Annotated in this window: 17 protein-coding genes; 8 read left to right on the forward strand and 9 right to left on the reverse strand. The window is 72.6% G+C overall.

Annotated elements, in window-relative coordinates:
• Positions 1-124 precede the first annotated feature (124 nt).
• Together modA and ACGFML_RS32105 are read right to left on the reverse strand one after the other, a co-directional pair.
• Positions 125-922, reverse strand: a complete 798-nt coding sequence (gene modA, locus ACGFML_RS32100; RefSeq protein WP_393549155.1) for a molybdate ABC transporter substrate-binding protein — start codon at positions 920-922, stop codon at positions 125-127.
• A gap of 169 nt (positions 923-1,091) precedes the next feature.
• Positions 1,092-1,487, reverse strand: a complete 396-nt coding sequence (locus tag ACGFML_RS32105; protein WP_393549156.1) for a molybdopterin-binding protein — start codon at positions 1,485-1,487, stop codon at positions 1,092-1,094.
• Positions 1,488-1,779: 292 nt separating this feature from the next.
• Here ACGFML_RS32105 and ACGFML_RS32110 point away from each other — a divergent pair, with 292 nt between their 5' ends.
• On the forward strand, positions 1,780-2,199 hold the full coding sequence (locus ACGFML_RS32110) for a molybdopterin-binding protein (RefSeq protein ID WP_393549157.1): 420 nt from the start codon (positions 1,780-1,782) through the stop codon (positions 2,197-2,199).
• A gap of 90 nt (positions 2,200-2,289) precedes the next feature.
• On the opposite strand, the gene ACGFML_RS32115 is transcribed toward ACGFML_RS32110, so the two are convergent.
• The 3 genes from ACGFML_RS32115 to ACGFML_RS32125 all read right to left on the reverse strand — a co-directional run bounded on the left by ACGFML_RS32115 (position 2,290) and on the right by ACGFML_RS32125 (position 6,698).
• The gene (locus ACGFML_RS32115) at positions 2,290-2,826 is read right to left on the reverse strand and encodes a molybdopterin-dependent oxidoreductase (protein ID WP_393549158.1); all 537 of its coding nucleotides are present in this window, start codon (positions 2,824-2,826) and stop codon (positions 2,290-2,292) included.
• A gap of 189 nt (positions 2,827-3,015) precedes the next feature.
• Positions 3,016-5,877 carry a molybdopterin-dependent oxidoreductase gene (locus tag ACGFML_RS32120; protein WP_393549159.1) on the reverse strand — a complete coding sequence of 954 codons (2,862 nt, stop codon included), beginning with the start codon at positions 5,875-5,877 and terminating at the stop codon, positions 3,016-3,018.
• Positions 5,874-6,698 (reverse strand): FAD binding domain-containing protein, encoded by an 825-nt coding sequence (locus tag ACGFML_RS32125; RefSeq protein ID WP_393549160.1) that lies wholly within the window; start codon positions 6,696-6,698, stop codon positions 5,874-5,876. Before ACGFML_RS32125 ends, ACGFML_RS32120 begins: the two co-directional genes overlap by 4 nt.
• 202 nt (positions 6,699-6,900) lie before the next feature.
• On the opposite strand from ACGFML_RS32125, the gene ACGFML_RS32130 reads away from it, so the two are divergent.
• Positions 6,901-8,430 carry a helix-turn-helix domain-containing protein gene (locus ACGFML_RS32130; protein ID WP_393549161.1) on the forward strand — a complete coding sequence of 510 codons (1,530 nt, stop codon included), beginning with the start codon at positions 6,901-6,903 and terminating at the stop codon, positions 8,428-8,430.
• 76 nt (positions 8,431-8,506) lie between these two features.
• Here the strand turns inward: ACGFML_RS32130 and ACGFML_RS32135 are convergent, their stop codons facing one another.
• The 3 genes from ACGFML_RS32135 to ACGFML_RS32145 all read right to left on the reverse strand — a co-directional run bounded on the left by ACGFML_RS32135 (position 8,507) and on the right by ACGFML_RS32145 (position 11,524).
• Positions 8,507-8,917 (reverse strand): molybdopterin-binding protein, encoded by a 411-nt coding sequence (locus ACGFML_RS32135; RefSeq protein ID WP_393549162.1) that lies wholly within the window; start codon positions 8,915-8,917, stop codon positions 8,507-8,509.
• An 85-nt stretch (positions 8,918-9,002) separates the two neighbouring features.
• Positions 9,003-9,560 (reverse strand): MarR family winged helix-turn-helix transcriptional regulator, encoded by a 558-nt coding sequence (locus ACGFML_RS32140; RefSeq protein ID WP_393549163.1) that lies wholly within the window; start codon positions 9,558-9,560, stop codon positions 9,003-9,005.
• Positions 9,560-11,524, reverse strand: coding sequence for an MFS transporter (locus ACGFML_RS32145; protein WP_393549164.1), 1,965 nt, complete (start codon positions 11,522-11,524; stop codon positions 9,560-9,562). The genes ACGFML_RS32140 and ACGFML_RS32145 overlap by 1 nt, the downstream gene beginning before the upstream one ends.
• 934 nt (positions 11,525-12,458) lie before the next feature.
• Between ACGFML_RS32145 and ACGFML_RS32150 the strand changes: the two genes are divergently transcribed.
• From ACGFML_RS32150 to ACGFML_RS32175, 6 genes are all read left to right on the forward strand, one after another.
• The gene (locus tag ACGFML_RS32150) at positions 12,459-12,644 is read left to right on the forward strand and encodes a hypothetical protein (protein WP_393549165.1); all 186 of its coding nucleotides are present in this window, start codon (positions 12,459-12,461) and stop codon (positions 12,642-12,644) included.
• 52 nt (positions 12,645-12,696) lie between these two features.
• Positions 12,697-13,356 carry a hypothetical protein gene (locus tag ACGFML_RS32155; protein ID WP_393549297.1) on the forward strand — a complete coding sequence of 220 codons (660 nt, stop codon included), beginning with the start codon at positions 12,697-12,699 and terminating at the stop codon, positions 13,354-13,356.
• On the forward strand, positions 13,353-14,306 hold the full coding sequence (locus ACGFML_RS32160; protein ID WP_393549166.1) for a DUF6895 family protein: 954 nt from the start codon (positions 13,353-13,355) through the stop codon (positions 14,304-14,306). The genes ACGFML_RS32155 and ACGFML_RS32160 overlap by 4 nt, the downstream gene beginning before the upstream one ends.
• Positions 14,306-15,232, forward strand: a complete 927-nt coding sequence (locus tag ACGFML_RS32165) for a DUF6895 family protein (protein WP_393549167.1) — start codon at positions 14,306-14,308, stop codon at positions 15,230-15,232. Before ACGFML_RS32160 ends, ACGFML_RS32165 begins: the two co-directional genes overlap by 1 nt.
• Positions 15,229-16,320, forward strand: a complete 1,092-nt coding sequence (locus ACGFML_RS32170; RefSeq protein ID WP_393549168.1) for a serine hydrolase domain-containing protein — start codon at positions 15,229-15,231, stop codon at positions 16,318-16,320. Before ACGFML_RS32165 ends, ACGFML_RS32170 begins: the two co-directional genes overlap by 4 nt.
• Positions 16,321-16,519: 199 nt before the next feature.
• Positions 16,520-17,878 (forward strand): hypothetical protein, encoded by a 1,359-nt coding sequence (locus ACGFML_RS32175; protein WP_393549169.1) that lies wholly within the window; start codon positions 16,520-16,522, stop codon positions 17,876-17,878.
• Positions 17,879-18,001: 123 nt separating this feature from the next.
• Here the strand turns inward: ACGFML_RS32175 and ACGFML_RS32180 are convergent, their stop codons facing one another.
• Positions 18,002-20,032 carry an ATP-binding protein gene (locus ACGFML_RS32180; RefSeq protein ID WP_393549170.1) on the reverse strand — a complete coding sequence of 677 codons (2,031 nt, stop codon included), beginning with the start codon at positions 20,030-20,032 and terminating at the stop codon, positions 18,002-18,004.
• Positions 20,033-20,052: the final 20 nt, after the last annotated feature.

A 20,052-nucleotide genomic window follows, 5' to 3' on the forward strand; every position in this document is an offset into this window, starting at 1 on the left:
GGGGGGGGGGGGGGGGGGGGGGGGGGGGGGGGGGGGGGGGGGGGGGGGGGGGGGCCCGGGGGGGGGGGGGGGGGCCGGCCCCCCCCCCCCCCGGGCCCGCCCCCCCGCGCCGCACCAGGGCCGGTTACGGCTTCTGGAAGCCGGCGTCGCGGAGGATCTTCTGCGCCTCGGGGGTACTGAGCCACTTCACGAAGGCGGCCGCCGCCTTGGCGTTCTTGGAGGTCTTCAGGGTGGCGGCCGGGTAGGAGGCCACGGCGTTCTGCGCGTCGGGGATGTCGACGGCGTCGACCTTCTTGGGTGCGGTGGCGGCGTCCGTCTTGTAGACGAGACCGGCGTCGGCCTCGCCCAGTTCCACCTTGCTGAGCACGGCGCGGACGTTGGGCTCCTGCGAGACCGGCTTGACGTCGAGCTTCTGGGCGTCCAGGACCTGCTTGCTGTAGCGGCCGACCGGCACCTCGGAGGCGGCGAGCACGACCTTGAGCTTGCTGTCGGCGAGGTCCTTGAGGTTGTCGATCTTCTTCGGGTTGCCTTCGCCCGTGGCGATGACCAGGCGGTTCTTGGCGATGACGGTCGGTGTGCCGGCGTCCGCCTTGAGCCCGTCCATGGTCTTGGTGTCGGCGGTGACCAGGGCGTCGGCGGGGGCGCCCTGCTTGACCTGGGCGGCGAGTTCCTGCGAACCGGCGAAGGAGAAACGGACCTTGGTGCCGGGGTGTTCCTTCTCGTAGGCGGCGCCGGCCTTGTTGAAGACATCGGTCAGCGACGAGGCGGCCAGCACGGTCAGCTCGGCCTTCGGGGCGTCGCCGGCGGACTTCTCGCCGCTGTCCTTCTTGCTGTCGTTGTCACCGCACGCGGCGAGGGGGACGAGCAGGGCGGCGGTGACGAGTGCGGCGGCGGCGCGACGGCGGGTGACGGCACGGGACATGGGGCGGGGCTCCTTGTGACGCGGGGCGGCGGATGCCGCCGAGCGGATGGGGACCAGTCGCGCCGGGGACGGGCGACGCCGCTGGTGTGGGACGGCCGACCGGTGGGGGCGGTGCGGTGCGGCGATGGTGCTGGCGCGCGGGCCCGGGAGCGGGCCGGCACGCGGTCGTTCAGGTGCGGTCGATGTGCACGCTGGTGGACTTCACGCGGGCGGTGGCCTGCATGCCGACCTCCAGCCCCAGTTCCTCGACGGCCTCCCGGGTCAGCAGGGACACCAGGCGGTGCGGTCCCGCCTGGATTTCGACCTGAGCCGCCACATCGCCGAGTTTGACGGCGGTGACGATGCCCGGGAAGGCGTTGCGTGCCGAGGTGTAGGAGGCGTCGTCCTCACCGGTGCCGCTCTGTGCGACCTCGGTGGAGAACGCGGCCAGGTCGCGGCCGTCGATCAGGCGGCGGCCGCTGTCGTCGCGGTGGGTGGCGACCCTGCCGGCGTCCGCCCAGCGGCGGGCGGTGTCCGGGCTGACGCCCAGCAATCGCGCCGCCTGACCGATTGTGTAGGACTGCATGTGCGACAAGATATGCGGCAGGGGCTCGCATTTGCAATCCATAAGACGATTCCCTATAGCAGACGCCAGGCCCATTGGAGGAAATGACTAAAGGAGAACCGGAGACCGCTTCCCGGAATCCGGATACCGGAGGAAAGCGCCTCACCTCCGATTCGCCAGGCGCATTCACGCCTCGACCTCTTGCCTACAATGCGTGTCCGGTCGACCGCGTAGAGTGTGGTGAGAGTGCAGGAACGTGAGCCATGGCAGGAAAAACTCCGACATTCCACTCTCCCTATGAGGCGAGCCCACCATGAGCCTGAGCATCCGTAATCAGATTCCCGGCACCGTCACCGAGGTGACCACCGGGGAGGTCATGGCGACCGTCAAGGTCCACCTGGAGGGCGGCCAGGAGATCACCGCCGCCGTGACCGTGGAGACAGTCGAGGAACTGGGCCTGGCCGCGGGTTCGGCGGTCCGTGCGCTGATCAAATCCACCGAGGTCTCGCTCGCCGTTGGCGCGGTCGACGGGCTGAGCATCCGCAACCGGATCCCCGGCACGGTGCAGGGCGTCGCCACCGGCGGCGCGATGGCCGGGGTGAAGGTCGGCGTGGCGGGCGGCGAGCTGACTGCGGCGATCACCAGGGAGGCGGTCGACGACCTGGGCCTGACTGCCGGTTCACCGGTCACCGCTCTGATCAAGTCCACCGAGATCTCGCTCGCCGGCGCCTGAGCCCGGCCCCGCCCGCGGGCCGAGTGCCCACTCTGCCGTGGGTACCGCGCGCCGTGGGTACCGCCCGTCGGGGGTACCGCCTGTCGGGGCCTACGGCGCTCCCGGGGCGAACCGCTCCTCCGGCACCGCGCAGGTGCCGACCCAGATCCCGGTGATGGCGCTGATGTACCGGGCCCCGCAGCGGTCCGAGGGGACCACCAGCTGGCTGCCCACCTCGTCCAGGCCGCGGCCGTCCATCACCGTGGCCAGCAGAATCGGCGAATTGCCGAAGTCCGCGTCGAGTTCGGCCCAGGACAGCACCGCGTGGTGGCCGTCCTTGCCGGTGACCGCCAGCAGGAAGCGGGAGCGGTCCTTGCGCCGCCGGGCGTCGAAGGCCGGCCCCGCCTCGTCGACGACCTCCCGCAGCAGCGGCCCTTCGAAGGTGTGGTGCTGCGGACCGTTGGTGGCGCAGTCGAAGACCACGTCGGCGTGCCGCTGCGCCCACCGCTCCCGCAGGTCCGCGACGCTCAGCGCGAGCGGCCGGCGCAACTGGCCGCGGATCGCGAAGCGCCGGGAGCCGGCGGGTGCGGTGTCCGGCGGCGTCGGGCGTACGGCGACGGGTCCGGTCGGTGGGCTGAGTCGGCTCATTCGAGTCCCCCTGGAGACGGTCCGCGTGGCGGCTGCCTCCCTGTGATGCCCGACCGGCCGGCCCGTGAATCACGGATGCCACCCTCCCCTCCGCTTTTACCTCGCTGGTGTGAGGGGAATGGGGCCATGAGGGCGGCATGTCCGTGTGGTGAACCCAGCCGGACGCGGAGCTCCGTCGTCCGGCCCGTCTCACACCGACCCCTCGCGTCCGGGGTGTGCCGTGGCCGACCAGCCCTCCTCCGCACCGGCGGCCCGGTGGTCCTCGATGGCCTGCCACACCTTGTCGCGCAGCAGCGGCACCTCGGTGAAGCGCACCCCGGTGGCATCGCGCAGCGCATTGGCGAAGGCGGGCGCCACCGGGTTGAACGGGCTCTCGCTCATCGACTTGGCACCCAGCGGCCCGATCGCGTCGGAGGTCTCCATGAAGTGCACCTCGGTACGCGGTACGTCGGCGTAGGCGGGCAGCCGGTAGCGGCGGAACGCGGGGGTGACCACCTTTCCCCTCCCGTCGACGAGGACCTGCTCGAAGAGGGTGGCACCGAGCGCCTGGGCGACGCCGCCCTCGACCTGGCCGCGGCACTGCATGGGGTTCATGACCTTGCCGGCGTCGGCCGAGTGCACACTGCGCAGGATCTTCATCTCCCCCGTGTCGGGGTCGACCGCGATCCGGAACCACTGGGCGTTGAAGGCCACCGAGCGCGGTGAACCACCCCAGTGCCCGGCCGCCGACAGCTCCACCCCGGTGCCGCGTGCGGCCTCGTGGAGCTCCTTGAGCGACACCATGCGCCCGTCGCACTCGACCGAGTCCGCGGTCAGCCGGCACAGGCTCCGCGGGACCCTGGCGTGCTCCGCTGCGAAGGTCAGGACCCGTTCGGCGAGACCGTTCGCCGCCTTCATCACCGCCTTGCCCGCGACGACGGTCCCGGCCGAGCCGAACGCGCCGGTGTCGTGCCGGACGACGTCGGTGTCGGACTGACGGATGACGATCCGGTCCACGGTGGTGCCCAGCGCCCCCGCGGTGATCTGTTTGTGGACGGTGGTGGTGCCGTTGCCGAACTCCGCCGTGCCCACGGCGATGTCGTACCTGCCGTCCTCCAGCAGCGTCACCGTGGCGTCGGCGAAGTGGCCGCCGGGCGGGCCGGTGGCGATCATCGACATCGCCGTACCCTGTCCGACGAGCCAGCCCGGCGGCGCGTCGGCGGCGCTGCGGTCCTCGGCGATGGCGTCCCGGACGACCTTCAGGCACTGGTCCAGGCCGTAGCTGGCGATGTGCAGGTCCTCTTCCTCGCCGCCGGGGCTGATCATGTGCTCGCCGGGGCCGATGATGTTGCGCTCCCGGAAGACCAGCGGATCGATGCCCAGCCGGCGGGCCAGTTCGTCCATCGCGGACTCGACGGCGAAGGTGACCTGTCCCAGTCCGTAGCCGCGGAAGGCGCCGGCCGGGACGCAGTTGGTGTAGACGGAGTAGGCGTTGACCTTCTTGTTCGGTGCGCGGTAGACGGCCATGGATTCGCCCACGCTGTGGAACATCACGGCGGGGCCGTGGTTGCCGTACGCGCCGGTGTTGGAGACGACGCGCAGCTGCAGCGCGGTCAGCGTGCCGTCCTTCCTGGCCCCGGCCTTGATGCCGATGCGGAAGGGGTGCCGGGTGGTCGCGCCGAAGAACTGCTCGGCGCGGGTGAACTCCAGCTTCACCGGCCGCTTCAGCCGCATCGCGGCCAGCACGGCGATGTCCTCGGTGAGCATCTCCTGCTTGCCGCCGAAGCCGCCGCCGACCCGGCCCGCGACCACCCTGACCCGGTCCTCGGGCAGGTCGTAGAGCGCGCAGAGGGCACGGCGGGTCAGGAACGGCACCTGGGTGCTGGAGCGGACCACGATCCGCTGCTCCGCGTCCGCGCCCTCACCGTTCGCACCGTTCTCGTCGTCCTCACCGTTCTCGTCCTTCTCCTCGAAGTAGACGACGCAGCCGTGCGTCTCCAGGCTGGCGTGCTGCACCCGCTGGGTGCGGAACGACTCCTCGTAGACGATGTCCGCCTCGGCGAAGCCCTCCTCGACGCTGCCGATCTCGCCGTGCACCTCGCCGACGACGTTGTCGGCGGCCCGTGCGATCCGGGTCTCGGGCCCCTTGGCGTGGATCACCGGGGCGCCGGGCCGCATCGCCTCCTCCGGGTCGACGACGTGCGGCAGCACCTCGTACTCCACGGCGATGCGACGGCAGCCCTCCTCGGCGGCCCCTTCGCTGTCGGCGACCACGGCGGCCACCCGCTGGCCCACGAACCGGACCACGTCGTCCAGCACCCGGGTGTCGTCGGGGTCCTCGGTGGGGTGCTCGTGCCGGGCAGAGGAGAACAGCCGCTCGGGGGCGTCGTGGTGGGTCAGCACCGTGTGCACGCCGGGGACCCGCAGCGCGTCGGAGGTGTCGATGGCGACGATCCGCGCGTGCGGATGCGGTGAGCGCAGCAGCTTCATGTGCAGCAGGCCGGGCACGTCGATGTCGAAGGTGTAGCGGGCGGTGCCGGTGACGACCAGCGGACCGGCCGGGGCGCCCAGATTGCGGCCGACTGCCTGGCCCGGGCAGGGCTCCTCGACGTTCTTGACCCCGCGGACGGCGTCCTCGATCGCCCGGTAGCCGGTGCAGCGGCACAGGTTGCCCTTCAGCGCGCGCGGCAGGTCGTCCAGCTTCCCGTCGTCGTGCTCCCCGCCCTGCTCGTCGACGAGCGCCGCGGTGGTCATCAGGAATCCGGCCGTGCAGAAGCCGCACTGGAAGCCCTGGGCGTCCAGGAACTTGCGCTGTACGGGGTGGAGTTCGCCGTCGGCGTCGGCGAGTCCCTCGACGGTGGTGACGCGGCGGCCCGCGGCGCGGACCGCCGGGTAGAGGCAGCTGTGGACGGGCTCGCCGTCGACGTGCACCGTGCAGGCGCCGCAGTCGCCCGCGTCGCAGCCCTTCTTGACCCCGAACCAGCCGCGGTCGCGCAGGTAGGTGCGCAGACACTGGCCGGCACGCGGCTCCGCGTCGAACGGCCGCTCGTTGACATGGATCTCGAAGCTCATCGTCCGGCCTCCCGGCCCAGTTCCCGGCGGATCTCCTCGGAGAGCCGCAGCGCCATGTGCCGGCGCCAGGCCGGCAGTCCGTGGATGTCGTCGAACCAGTCGCCGTCGGTGATGGTCCACTCGATCGTGTCGCGCAGTTCCTTGGCGTCCGGTGCCACCGGGAACCAGAGGCGGAACGGCCGGACCGTGGCGGCGGTGACGGTCACGGCGAGGGAGCCGTCCAGCGGGTCGAGGGCTCCGACGACCAGCGCACCGGAGCGGCCGAGTCCGTAGAGGGACGCCTGGCGGAAGGCGGTACGGGCGACGAGGGCCCGCGCGGGCAGCGTGACCGAGCGCAGCAGTTCGCCCTCGGCGAGGTCCTTGCGGCCGGCGCCGGTGATGAAGTCCGCGACCTTGGTGCGGCGCACGGATCCGTCCTGGGCCCGGAGCAGTGCGGTGCCGTCGAGGGCGGCGGTCAGCGAGATCATCGGGCCGGCGGGCAGGCCATTGCAGAGGTTGCCGCCGACCGTGGCCATGTTCCAGATCTTGAAGGACGCCAGGAAGGCGCGGCAGCACTGTTCGAACAGGGGGGCAGCCGGGGCGTCGTAGGTCCGCGCGAAGCGGGAGAGCTGGGCGATGGTGCAGGTCGCTGCGATCTCCAGGGAGCCGTCGGGCAGCCGGCGCAGCGGCTCCCAGCCCATCCGGCCGAGGTCGACCAGGCGCCGGATGTGCGGCTGCGGCTCGGAGAAGAGGTAGGTGCCGCCGCCCAGCCAGGCGTCGCCCGTGCGCCAGGGGGCGCGCTGCCGGGCGTCCTGCACCTCCAGCACCGTGTTCAGATCCATGCCGCGAGTGAAGCAACACGGCGGCACCCGGCACGACTGGTGCGCAACACGGAAAAACACGAGCACGGCGGCCCGGAACTGGATGATCAACCAAGAGGTGTATCGGGCAGAACGGCTGGCATTTACGATGCCTGTACTCGCATTAGCCTCGTGAATGTGAGATGCCGGTCCGTCCCCCGGCAGCCGCCCAAGGAGCCAGCACATGCACGTCCACGATCTTCTCCAGCTCGACTCGCTCGACCTGACCCCGCTGTGGGGCGAGAGCGCCCTGCTCGCCCAGGAGGTGAGCGGGGTGACCGCCACCGATCTGGAGGACCCGGAGCGGTTTCTGCAACCGGGCGAGCTGGTGCTCAGCGGGCTGGTCTGGTGGGCGCCCGGCGACGGCCGCGCGAAGGCCGACCGCTTCGTCTCCGCGCTGCGTGCGGCGGGAGCCGCCGCTCTGCTGGCCGGCGAGGAGACCCATGGCTCGGTACCCGACGTCCTCGTCGAGTCCTGCCGCGAGCACCGCATCGCCCTGATCGCGGTGCCTGCGCACACCACCTTCCGTGCGATCACGGAGGCGGTCTACCTGCGCCAGTGGGGGGACCTGAGCCGCCGCCCCACCGACCACTACGCGCTGCCGGAGAACGTCCGCACCGAACTGGCCGGTCTGCTCGCCGAGGACGCCCCACCGGACGCCCTGCTGGACCGCGCGTTCGCACACCTGGGCGGCCCGGCGTGCTATCTGCTGACGGCGACCGGGCGGGTGATCGCCCGCACCCCGGCGGCCCCGTTCCTGCCCGCGCAGCAGGCCGCCCGCGATCTGCACGAGGCGATCGGCACCAGCCTGCGGATCGACGGGGACTGCGGCCCGTACGACAGCTGGCACCTGCATCTGCGGGGTGCGGCCGACGCCCCGCCGCGCGTGCTGCACGAAATAGCCGATGTTCTCGCCCAGCACCGTCACCACCTCGACCGCCGGCAGGCCGCCGGGCGGCGGGCCGCGGACGAGCTGGCAGCGCTGGTCGACACCGCCGCGGCCGACGGCGCCACTCTGGAGTCCGCCCTGCACGCCGCCGGGCTGCCCACCGTGGGCCCGTACCGCGTGGTGGTGGCCGCGCTGGGCGGGGACGACAGCGGACACGCGGTCGGCGCGCTGACCGAGGCGCTGCGGCACTTCCCCGGCGAGCCGTTCGCGACCGGCCGCCTCCCGGGCGGCGAGGCCGTCGCCGTGGTCCACGCGGATCCCGACGCCGAGGCCCGCACGACGCTGCGCGAGCTCTGGCCGGCCCTGCACGTCTGCCGGCCCCAGGCCGCGTTGCACGCCGGGGTCAGCTCCCTCGCGGCGACTCCTGACAGGCTCGACTCCGCGCTCGCCCAGGCACGTTACGCCCGGGCAGCGGCCCGCGCCGCCACCCCGAAGACCTCCGCGGTCACCTCCGTCGAGGACCTCACGACGCTGGGCACGCTGCTCGCCGGGGTCCCCGCCGAGGTCCGTACGGCCTTCAGCACCCGGGTGCTGGGCCCGCTGGCGCGCGGCAGCAGCACGTCGCACCGGATGCTCCTGGAGACCCTGGAGGTCTTCCTCGCCCAGCACGGGTCCTGGGCTCGAACGGCCGAGACGCTGCATCTGCACGTCAACACCGTCCACTACCGCATCCAGCGCATCGAGACGCTCACCGGCCGTGATCTGTCCCGACTCGACCACAAACTCGACCTGCACGCCGCGCTGTTGTGCCGTCAGGCCGCCTGATCCACGGTGTCACTCGTCCGGAACGGCCCTCGGCGGCGGGGCAGCGTGCGGATCCGCCGCCAGGGCGCGCGGGTCCTCACTGCCCGCGGTCGTCCGGCCGGTCGATGTGCACATTGGTCGACTTGATCCGGGCGGTGGCGGTGACGCCGACCTCGATGCCCAGTTCCTCGGCCGCCTCCCGGCTGACCATCGACACCAGCCGGTGCGGACCGGACTGGATCTCCACCTGGGCGACGACGTCGTCCAGGACGACGGCGGTGACGATACCGGCGAAGGAGTTCCGCACCGAGGTGCGGACCTCGCCGGGCACCGGATGCAGCCCAGCGGCACGCTCCTTGGCGAAGCCCGCCAGGCTCACGCCGTCGATCACCCGGTTCCCCGAGCCGTCCCGGTCCATCCGTAGCTGACCACCGTCGGCCCAGCGGCGGACGGTCTCCGAACTCACTGCCAGCAGCCGGGCTGCCTGGCCAATGCTGTACGACGGCACCCCCGCACTCTAGGCCAGCGCCGACTCGCGCCCGGCACCGCCTCGGCGGCCCGGCGGCAGGGGCCGGCAGAAAACCGACGAGGTGTCAGTGCGGTGGGTCGGCGCGGCCGGGCGCCGACCCTCGGGGGCGCGGCCGCTGGGCGAGCTCGGCGAGCTCCTCCAGCGCCGGGAGCGCGTCGTGCAGCAGGCGTTGCCGGTCGGGGGCCAGCCCCGCCAGCTCTGCGGCGAGGATGCTGGTGGTCTCCCGGCGCACGGAGTGCAGCAGTTGCTGCCCGGCGTCGTTGAGGCTGATGAGGCTGGCGCGCTGGTCCTGGGGGTCGGGGCGGCGGGCGATCCAGCCGCAGCCGTCGAGGAGGTCGACCATCCGGGAGGCGGTCGAGAGGGCGATGTTCATGCGGGCGGCGAGGTCGCTGATCCGCAGCGGGCCGTGCGCGGCGAGAACGGCGAGGGCCGTCAGCCGGCTGGGCGTGAGATCGCTGTGCACGCTCTGCCGGCGCAGCAGCGGCAGCAGATGCTGGATCACCGCGCGCAGCCGGCCGGCGAGCTCCGCCGGCGGATACGGGGCCGGAGTCGGGTCGGGCACGGCCTCGGGCGCGGGCGGTTCCGGCGGGACGCCGGGGGCATCCGTCAGCGGCTCGTTCATCAGGGGCTCCCCGGAGGGTTCGCCGACGGTGGGGCCGCCGGTTCGTGGGCGGCGGCTTCGGGGGCCGGGGCCTCGCGGGCCGGCGCCTCGCGGGCCGGATCGTGGCGGGCTCGCCCTGCGGTCTCCCCCGCGCCGGGAGAGGTACCGCCCCGGGGCGGCTCGGCCGGGGCCGCCGCGCCGGGACCGCGCCCGTCGTCGCGTCCCCCTTCGACACTCGGGCGCCCGGCGGCGGCCGGCGCGTCCCGGACCTGCTCACCGTGGACGTAGCGCCCGCCGCGCAGGAGCGAGGCGACGGCCGCGATCAGGCAGGCGGCGATGGCGAAGTCGAAGGCGACGGCCAGACCGTCGGCGAACGGCTGGGAGATCAACTGCGGGAAGAACTCGCGACCGGTCAGGTAGGCGGCGTGGGCGTCCGGCAGCCGGTCCAGCACGTGCGGGCCGAGCAGAGTCTGGACCGGGTTGTAGCCGAGGAGGGAGGCGAAGAGCACGCCCACCGGAGGCAGCGCCGCGACCTTGGCCGCGTCGGCGGCGGGAACGCCCTGCGCGGTCAGCCCGCTGGTCAGGGCACCGGGCAGCGAGCCGGAGAGGCCCGCGACCATCAGCGAGAAGAAGATGCCGATGGACAGCACCATGGCCGCGTTCTGGAAGGTGGTGCTGATGCCGGCGCCGACGCCTCGGCGGTCGGGCGGCAGGCTGTTCATGACCGCTGCCCGGTTGGGCGAGGCGAACAGGCCCATGCCGATGCCGTTGAACAGCAGGATCGCGGCGAAGCCGGGGTAGGAGAAGTCGACCGGCAGGGCCTGGAGCGCGACGAAGGTTCCGGCGGCCAGCACCATGCCGCCGGTCGCGAAGGCCCGGGCCCCGAAGCGGTCCGACGCCCAGCCGGAGACCGGCCCGGCCACCAGGAAGCCCAGCGTCATCGGCAGCATGTAGATACCGGCCCACAGCGGGGTCTGGGTGAAGCTGTAGCCGTGCCGCGGCAGCCAGATGCCCTGCAGCCAGATGATCAGGATGAACATCAGGCCGCCGCGGCCGAGCGAGGCCAGCAGGCTGGCGAGGTTGCCCGCGGTGAACGCCCGGATCCGGAACAGCCGCAGGTCGCACATGGGATCCGCGACCCTCCGCTCGACCAGGCAGAAGACGCCCAGCATCGCCGACCCGCCGGTCATCGCGGCGATCACCGCGGGGTTGGTCCAGCCCATGGTGTGGCCGCCGTACGGCTGGATGCCGTAGGTGATGCCGGTCAGGAGCGCGATCAGCCCGGCGGCGAAGGTGAGGTTGCCCCACCAGTCGGGGCGGGCGGGGATGCGGACGCCGGTGTCCCGCAGCCTCAGATAGGCCCAGACCGTGCCGAAGACCCCGAACGGCACCGACACCAGGAAGACCAGCCGCCAGTTGACCGGCCCCAGCAGTCCGCCCAGGACCAGCCCGAGGAAGGATCCGGCGATGCCCGCGACCTGGTTGAGGCCCAGTGCCAGTCCGCGCTGGGCGGCGGGGAAGGCGTCGGTGAGGATCGCGCTGGAGTTGGCCATCAGCATCGCGCCGCCCACGCCCTGGAGCACCCGCATCGCGATCAGCCAGAGGGCACCGGCCGTGCCGTGCTGCCAGGTCACCGAGAGCAGGACGGAGAAGAGAGTGAAGACGGCGAAGCCCAGGTTGTACATCCGGGTCCGGCCGTACATGTCGCCGAGCCTGCCGAAGCTGACCACCAGGACGGCGGTGACGACCAGATAGCTCATGATCAGCCACAGCAGAAGGCTGGTGTTGCCGGGCTGCAGCGGGTCCACGCCGATGCCCCGGAAGATGTCGGGCAGCGCGATGAGCATGATCGACATGTTGATGGAGGCGATCAGCACGCCCAGCGTCGTGTTCGACAGGGCGACCCATTTGTAGCCGGGGCCCGGCGCGGGCCCCGGAAGGGCTCCTGTCGCGGTCGCATCGGGCGGCTCGGCAGTCTTTCCCACGGAACATCACCCCTGGAGGGCTCCACCGGGACGGATACTCGCTCGGCACTTACTTGCTTGATGTCAACCAATCTCCACTGTAGATCCGGCCGCGCGGTCCGGCCAGGGCCCGCCGGGAGCGTTCCGAGCATTCCGCCGTCCCGCCCGCGCCGCCGCCCGCAGAACCGGGGCACGTGGTACCGGGCACCGCCTCGCGTACGGCCTCGGTGCGCGGCTCCTCGGCGCGGAGCGGCGGCGGGTCGGTCGGCGGTGAGCGACCGGGGTGCCCGGGGAAGCCGCCGGATCGGCAAGGGGCCGTGCAGGGCACCGCACGGCGGGCCGGGCGGAGCCGCCCGGCCCGCACCGGCACCCGCGGCGCACCTGCGCACATCCGGCCGCCAACACGGTGAACCGGCCCCGCCGTTGGGGGAGGGTGCGGGCGCCGCCCGGGCCTCGGGCGCCCCGGCCCGCGGCTGTTGGCGCCGTACGAGTTCGCCCGGGCGGCGCAAGCGGTCCGGCCGGGGCGGCGCAGTCGGCACACCCGGAAAGTCGTGGTGCGGTGCCCCGAATCCGCGCCGGGGCCGGTGTCGGCGGTCCCGGACGGCCGTTTCCGGCCCCTACTTGGAGGTAGGTGCGGGCTACCTGGAGGTAGCCATCCGGCCGACGGCGCCCCGTACTTGCAGGTAATGCCTCCGAACGGAGCAATCGGAAAGGGCCCGCGGAGGCGCCCGGAGGGCCTCCTCCATAGGCCATTCGATGGTCACCGGAACGCCCGCAACGGCTCGCTTTTGCAACGGAGTTGAGCTGCGGCGCGGCGGCGTTGCGGGGCAACGCGGCGGACCGGGCCGACTCGCGGGCCGACACCCGGGAGGTGCCGCAGCCCGCTTTCTTCGGATTGCGGGCGATTTGGGCGGATGTAAGGCTGGGTTCCGTCCGCCGCACAAGGAGGAAAAACATGGTTACGGATCGCACAGCATCGACCGACACGACCACCCTGGCCGCCGAAGTCGAAGGGCTGCTGGACTGCGCCGAACCCAACGGCGTGTTCCGCGACACCCGCGAGTGCGGAGGGGGCCTGCTTCTCCTGGGGCTCCTGCTGATCTCGCCGCCCACTCCCCGTCCGAAGACGGACGCGCGGTAATAAGGGGCATGCGTTGGCTGAGCATGCGCAGGGCGCAGTCCCACTGAGCGCTGTGGTCGCCGATGCCGCAACCGGGGTCGCCCTCGCCCTTCGGGGTGAGGGCGACCCTTATGCCCTGTCGCGCATTCTGCGACAGGGTGATGCGGTGTCGCTCGCGGCGCTTCGGGTGCTGGGCGCCGATGCGCTCGCACCGTACGCACTGGACCACCGGGCACCCCCCGGCGGCGATGACGAGACCGTGGTACGCGAGGCACTCGCCGCCTACCCACCGGGCGCCGACGCCTCGGAGGTATCGGTGTGGAGCTACCGGGGCCTGGTCGAGGCATCGCACTCCTATCTGCCCGGCGGCACGGAACCCTGGCCGGCTCCGCCACCGGCCGGAGCCGACTGGGTGACGACCGATCCCTGGCCCCAGCTCGCCCACCGGGCATCGCAGCTGGCCGCGCTCGCCCTCCCCGGGCTTGCGTCGGGTCTCGCCGAGGATCTGATGACCCGTACCGACGATCTGGCCCGCGGATTCGTCCGCGCGGTCCGGCGGCGCGACTGGCTGCAGGCGGCCGGTGTCGGCCGCTGGCTCGCCCGGATGCCCGACGTACCGGCGACCCTCGGGCTCGATGCCGGGCTGGCGTTCGTACGTCAGATGAGTGGCGGCGACCCCAGGGTGGCGCTGCACGTGGTGGCCGCCCACCGGTTCCACGGACGGGGTTGGTGACCGGCGACCGAGGCGCCCCGGGGCTGCTGGACCGGATGGTCGGCGACAGCCTGGGGTGGCTGGACGGCGCGCGGCCCTGCTTCCGCCTGCCGTCGAACGTGACCACGGACGCCGACCCGAACCTGACACTCAAACCGCTCGGGGAACTCGCCGAGCTGACCCAGCTGATCGCCTCCCGCCACCCCGTCGGTCACCTCCGCGAGGCGGCGGAGGCGCTCTTCTCGTTCGCCTGGGGCGAGACGCGGGACGGCGAACTGTTCGCCGAGCTGATCCGCGGCGAGCCGCACGCCACCTACCCGGTCGAGATCTACGGGGTGTTCGCCCGGGCCGGCCTGCGCAGTGCCGCCGTCGAGGAGCTGCTGGCGGTGACGACGCGGCTGCGGGGCTGGCGCGTGGCGCGCGACGACCACACCCGTACGCTCGGCGTGCTCAACGCGGAGCGGCGGATCGGGCTGCCCCGGCACGCCGACTTCGACGCCGTCCTGGGGCACACCGGGCTGGGCCGGCTGCCGGAGCCGTGGGCCCTGGACCGCAGGGCGGCGTACGGCGTGACGCACGACGTCTTCCACCTCACCGACTGGGGGCGCGCCCCCGGGCGGCTGCCGCCGGATCTCGCCGACTATCTGCGGCTGTGGCTCCCCTCCTGGCTGGAGAACTGGCTGGAGGAACAACTGTGGGACCTGGCAGGCGAGTTGCTGGCCGTGACCGCCTGCCTGCCGCAGGCCCCCTACGATCCGGTCGCCTGGCAACGGCTGGCCGGCGCGCAGGCGGCCGACGGCAGTGTGCCGGAGACCGGCACCGCGCCGTGCCCGGACGACCGGGCCGAGGCGTTCACGGCCTGCTACCACTCCACCCTGGTGACCGCGTTCGCCGGCACCCTCGCCCGGATCGCCCCGGACGGGGCGGGCGCGGCCCGGCAACCCCCCTGCGAAAGCGAGGCAATTCCGTGATGGTGACGGCCGCTCCCCCCGCGCTGCTGCACGGCGTCGGCGACCGGGCCCTGACCTGGCTCGACACCCACCGCGACTTCTTCCGACTGACGGACGACGACCGCACCACCGGCAGCCGCCTGATCGAACGGCTCAAGCCGATCGGTGAGCTGGCGATCAACATGCAGGTGCTGTTCCGGGAGGGCGTGGCCGGTTCGCGACAGCACGCGCGCGCCGGGAAGCTCCTGGACTTCGCCTGGCGGGAGCTGCTGGACGGCGGCAACGTGCTGGCCGCGCTGCAGCACGAGGAGCCGCTCTCCCCCGTACCGCTGGAGGTCTATGCGACCTTCCACGAACTGGGGCACCGTCACCCGGCGCTGGAGGCGGCCGTGGAGGTCTGCCGGCGCACCGGTACCTGGACCGCGCTGGAGATGGTGCCCAACCGGCGGCTCGGGGTCCTCAACGCCGAGCGCAAGATGAAGCTGGCGCCCAGCGACGACTTCGACCGGGCCGTGGCGGCCACCTGGCTGGGCCGGCTGCCCGAGCCGTGGACGGTGCAGTACCACATCGCCTACGACCTGACGCACACCGTCTTCCACCTCACCAACTGGGGCGAGGCCCCCGAACGCCTCCCAGCGCCCGTCGCCGAGTACCTCGCCCGGTATCTGCCCGCCTGGATGGACGACTGGGCGGATCTGGAGCACTGGGATCTGCTCGGCGAACTCCTCGTCGTCGATGCCTGTCTGCCGCGGCCCACGCTGGACGCCCGGATGTGGGAGCGGTATGCCGCCGCGCAGTCCGAGAGCGGGGCGATGCCCATTCAACGCGGGATGCCGGCCGGCTCCCCGGAGGACGTCTTCGACCTCGTCCACCACCCCACGCTGGTCGCCGCGTTCGCCTCGGCGATGGCCACCTCCCGGTCGCTGTCCGCCGACGCCATCGGATGAGCAGCCTCCGCCCCGGTGGCGCCCTCGGAGACCTCAGTGACCGACTCGCGGAGGCGGTCACCCTCATCGACGCCCCGGACATCGTGCTGGCCGTCACCCACCGGGGCAGCCGGACGGTGATCACCGGCGGCACCGCCCTCGCGCCACCCACACCACGGCACGCGCTGCGCTACGAACTCGGCTCGCTGTCCAAGACGTTCACCGTGCTGCTGCTCGCCCAGCTGGCCCGGGCGGGCGTGCTGTCCCTGGACGACCGCCTGGCCGACCACCTGCCCGGCCGGCCCCTCCCCCACGCCGCCTCGCGCCGGATCACCCTGCGGCACCTGGCCACCCACACCTCCGGGCTCCCCCGCATCCCGCCCGATCTGGTGACCGGCGCGCTGCTGCACCCCTACCGCAACGGCTATGCCCGCTACGACAGCGAGCGGCTTCTCGACACCTTCGCCCGCACCCGGCTGCGGCATGCGCCCGGCACCCGCTGGCGCTACTCCAACTTCGGCCTGGCGCTGCTCGGCCCGGCCATGGAAGGCGCCGCGGGAGCCGACTTCGCCACCCTGCTCACCGACCGGGTGCTGCGGCCCCTGGGACTGGGCGGCACCACGCTCGGCGCCGGCACGACCGGGACCGACGCCATCGGGCACCGCACGAACGGCGTCACCCCCGTCCCCGGCACCGACATGGGCGGGTTCCGCGCAGCCGGGGCGGTGCACGCTCCCCCGGGCGATCTGCTCACCTATCTGGAAGCGCATCTCGACCCCGGAGGAACACCGCTGGCCGGGGCGCTGCGCGATGTCCAGGTCCCGCTGCTGCGCCGCGGCTGGCAGCACCGGCACACCCACACCCTGACGTGGTATCAGCATCCCGCACCTCGCGGCCCGCTGCTCTTCCACGTCGGGGCGACCTTCGGGCAGCAGGCGCTCCTCGGCTTCCACCCCCCTTCCGGCACCGGGCTCGTGGCGATCGCGACCCGCCGCGGGCGCACCTGCCACATGGTCGACACCGCGTACGAGCTGCTGTACGAGCTGGCCGGCGATCCCGGGGGCGGGAGCGGGCGCGGCGGCGATCCGGTCGTCGCGGAGGGCCCTTAGCCCGGCAACGGTGTTCGTGTGGACGGCCGGGCGGTTCACGGCGCCGTGCCCGCGTCGTCCGCAGTGACCGCGGCCTGTCGGCCGGGCCCGCCCTCTCGCAGTCCTCCGACCCCCCCGATCCGTTGATGTCAGTCCCCGTCGATAGGGTTGCGCGACCTCCCAGGAACTGGGGGAGCCAACGACAACACGGGGGACGTTGATGAGGAACACGGCGATACGAGGGACGGGAGCCGCGGCCGGGGCGCTGATACTGGCGCTGGCGCTGGCCGGATGCGGAGGCACACACCACACCGTGCCCGAACGGCCGTCCCCGACGGGTGCCCAGGACGAGAGCGGCGACGACACAGGGGCGGACGCGGCGGACTCCGGTGGCACGCTCGGCGCCCTGAACACCGCGCTGCTCAAGCAGGACAAGGACAAGTTCGTCCGCGCGTTCGGCCCCCAACTCCAGGCCAAGGCCCAGGAGTGGTGGACCAACATGAAGAGCCTGGGCATGACGACCGGCGGGGCGGACTCCGGCTCCGGCGACCTGGCCGCCGCCTCCGGCTCCGGCGAGGTGCGGATCGGCGTGCACACCAGCTACGACCCGGTGGACGTGCACGGCAACCCGGACCTGACGCTGGCCCGCTACGCGGTGACGATCTCCGACGGGAAGATCACCGGGTGGGATCCGACCACCTACCAGGGGCCGTGGGACGAGGGCCCGCTGTATGTGCGGCGCGGCCCGCACCTTGCGTTGGCGGCTCCGGCGGCCGACCGGGCGGCCGTCGACAGCTACTTCGACGACGCCCAGACCGCCGCCGACTGGAACGTCAAGATGATGCGGAAGTTCGCGCCGAAGCTGCTGGTGCAGAAGGGCTTCGTAGCGTTCCTCGCGACCAACACCAGCCACTTCAACTCCTGGTTCAGGGCACCGAACAGTGGCGCCGGCGCCAGCGGGGTGCGCGAGGCGGACGGCTCGTCGTTCAGCCTGCCGTCGGTCAGGCTGTCGGAATCCGAGAGTGGCGGCAAGAAGTTCGGGCGGGACTCCGTCGGGGGCGCCCGGGTGGTCCTCAGCTCCGAGGTCGCGGGCGGGCACGCCCGGGTGGCGCGGGTCTCCTCGCACGAGTTCGCACACTCCCTGATGAGCAGCTTCGGCATCATCGACGTGCAGCAGGACAAGTGGGTGACCGAGGGCTTCGCCCGCTGGTGGGACACCAGCTTCACCCAGCGGAACGGCGGCAACGGCAACAGCTATCCGCACTCCGACACCGGTGCGGACATCCGCAGCATCGTGCGCAGCGGGCGGTTCGGCGCGAAGCCGCCGAAGAACTCGGAGTTCGCCTCGCTGGCGAACGCCGGCCCGGCGTACGACTACGCATCCAGCGTGTACGAGTTCATCACCGAGCGGGTGGGGGTGAACGCGGCGATGGTGGCCTGCGCCCGGGCGTACGACGAGGGCCGTGACCCCTTCGCCTTCGTGCCGAAGAAGATCAAGCCCAACGGGGACGCGGAGTTGTACCCGGCGAGCCAGATGCGGCAGGAGTGGCGGAGCTGGCAGAAGAAGATCTACGGCTGAGACGGGGCGAGGCCCCGGGCGAGGAGTCGTACTTCTGAGGAGGGTCGGGGACCGGAAACGGGGTGTCAGCCACCACGCCGGTCCCCGACCCTCCTCGGCGTCTGCGGAGTGAGGGGGCAGTCCTCAGAGCTCGCCCGCCAACACCCTGGCCAAGGACGCCTCGGGCCGCTCCTCGATGCCCCGGCGGAAGGCGTTCGCGTACGCCTCGTCGCCGATCGCCGCGCGGGCCCGCTGCTCGCACTCCTCGCGCACCGCGCGGAGTTCGGGAGTGCCGCGCTGCGGGTGCCCGACGGCCCGCCAGAAGGCCTGGCCGGTGCCGTAGACCACGGCGGCGTTCTCGCCGTTGCCCTGCGCGGCGACCGCGGCGGCGAGCAGATCGAGGCCGAGCGCGATACCGAAGTTGTCGCTGATGCCCTGCTTGGCGACGAGCATGGCGCGGGCGTGGTCGGCGGAGTCCTCCGGGCGGCCCTGGAAGAGGGCGATCAGGGAGAGCTGGTAGTCGGCGTAGGAGCGGGCCCAGTATTCGCCGTGGGCCACACAGCCGCGGCGCAGTTCGGTGGCCTCGGCCCGCGCCTCGGCGAACTTGCCCAGGCCGGTGAGGGCGAAGATGCGGATGATGTGGCAGCGCAGCCGGGCCGGTGAGTCGAAGGGCATGTCCGGCATCGGGCCGAGCACGTGGTCGGCGACGGTGTGCGCGGCCAGCGGGCGGCCGGCCATCAGGTGGGTGAGGCCGACGAGGTAGCCGGCCGCCAGCATCCCCTCCGCATCGCCGTCCTCACGGGCCGCGCGCGAGCACTGGCGGCCCAGTTCGTCGGCGGTGTCCAGGTCGCCCTGGAGCAGCAGGGCGACACCGAGCATCCACAGCGCGCGGGTCCGGGCGAGGCTCGGGGCCTTATGCGCGGCGAGGGCGCGCTCCAGATAGCCACGGGCCTCGTGCAGATGACGACAGCAGCTCCAGAAGAAGCCGATGCAGGCGCTCAGTTCCTGGGCGGCCGCGGGGTCGGCGACCAGCAGGTGGTCGAGGGCGGTGCACAGGTCGACGTGCGCCTCGGCGACCCGTTCGTACCAGCTGACCTGGTCGGGGCTGAGCCAGCCGGTGTCGGCGCGGCGTCCGAAGCCGAGGAAGTGCGCGGCGTGCCGGTCGGCGAGGGCCGCGACCTCGCCCAGCTCCGCCAGCCACATCCGGCCGTACTCACGCAGCGTGTCGAGCATCCGGAAGCGCTGTCCCTCGCGGCGGATCACCGACTTGGCGGCCAGCCCCTCCAGTGCGGTGCGCACACCCTCCGCGGTGAGCGGGCCGCCGGCGCAGACGGACCGTGCGGACTCCTCGTCGAAGGTGCCGCGGAAGACGGACAGCCGCGCCCACAGCAGCCGCTCCAGGGGCTCGCACAGTTCGTGGCTCCACCCGATGGCGGTACGCAGGGTCCGGTGCCGTGGGGGAAGCACCGTGCGGTCGCCGCCGAGCGCGTCGAATCGGGAGTTGAGCCGTTCGGCGACGCGTTCGGCGGAGGCGTGGGCGAGCTGGGCGCCGGCCAGTTCCAGGGCGAGCGGGATGCCTTCGAGACGGCGGCAGATGGACACCGCCGCGGCGGCGTTGGCGGCGTCCCCGAGTCGGAAGCCGGGCGCCACGGCACGGGCCCGCTCGGTGAGCAGGGTGAGCGCGTCGCTGTCGCCCTCGACCGGCAGCGGCTCGACCTCGGTGACCCACTCGCCGACCACGTCCAGCGGCTGACGACTGGTGATCAGTACGTTGACCAGCGGCGCGGCCGTCAGCAGATCGCCGATCAGATCTCGGCAGGCGCCGATGAGGTGTTCGCAGGAGTCCAGCACCAGCAGCATCCGTTTGTCGGCGAGCCAGTCGCACAGCGCCGCGGTCGGCATCCGTACCGTGTGGTCGGACAGCCCTACGGAGTCGCAGACGGTGGCCGCCAGCAGCCGGTCGCCCTGGAGGGGCCACAGATCGGCCCAGCGCACCCCGTCCGGATGGCGTGGTACCGCGGCGCTCGCAGCCTTCATCGCGATCCGGGTCTTGCCCACCCCGCCAGGACCGGTCAGGGTGATCAGCCGGTGCTGTGCCAACTCGATGTTCAATCGGCGCAGTTCGTCCCTACGCCCGACGAAACTGGTGGATTCTTCGGGAATATTGCTCGCCACCGGCCCAGTTTGCCCCACCC

It is taken from the genome of Streptomyces sp. NPDC048650, assembly GCF_043199095.1.
In the GTDB taxonomy this organism is placed as follows: Bacteria; Actinomycetota; Actinomycetes; order Streptomycetales; family Streptomycetaceae; genus Streptomyces.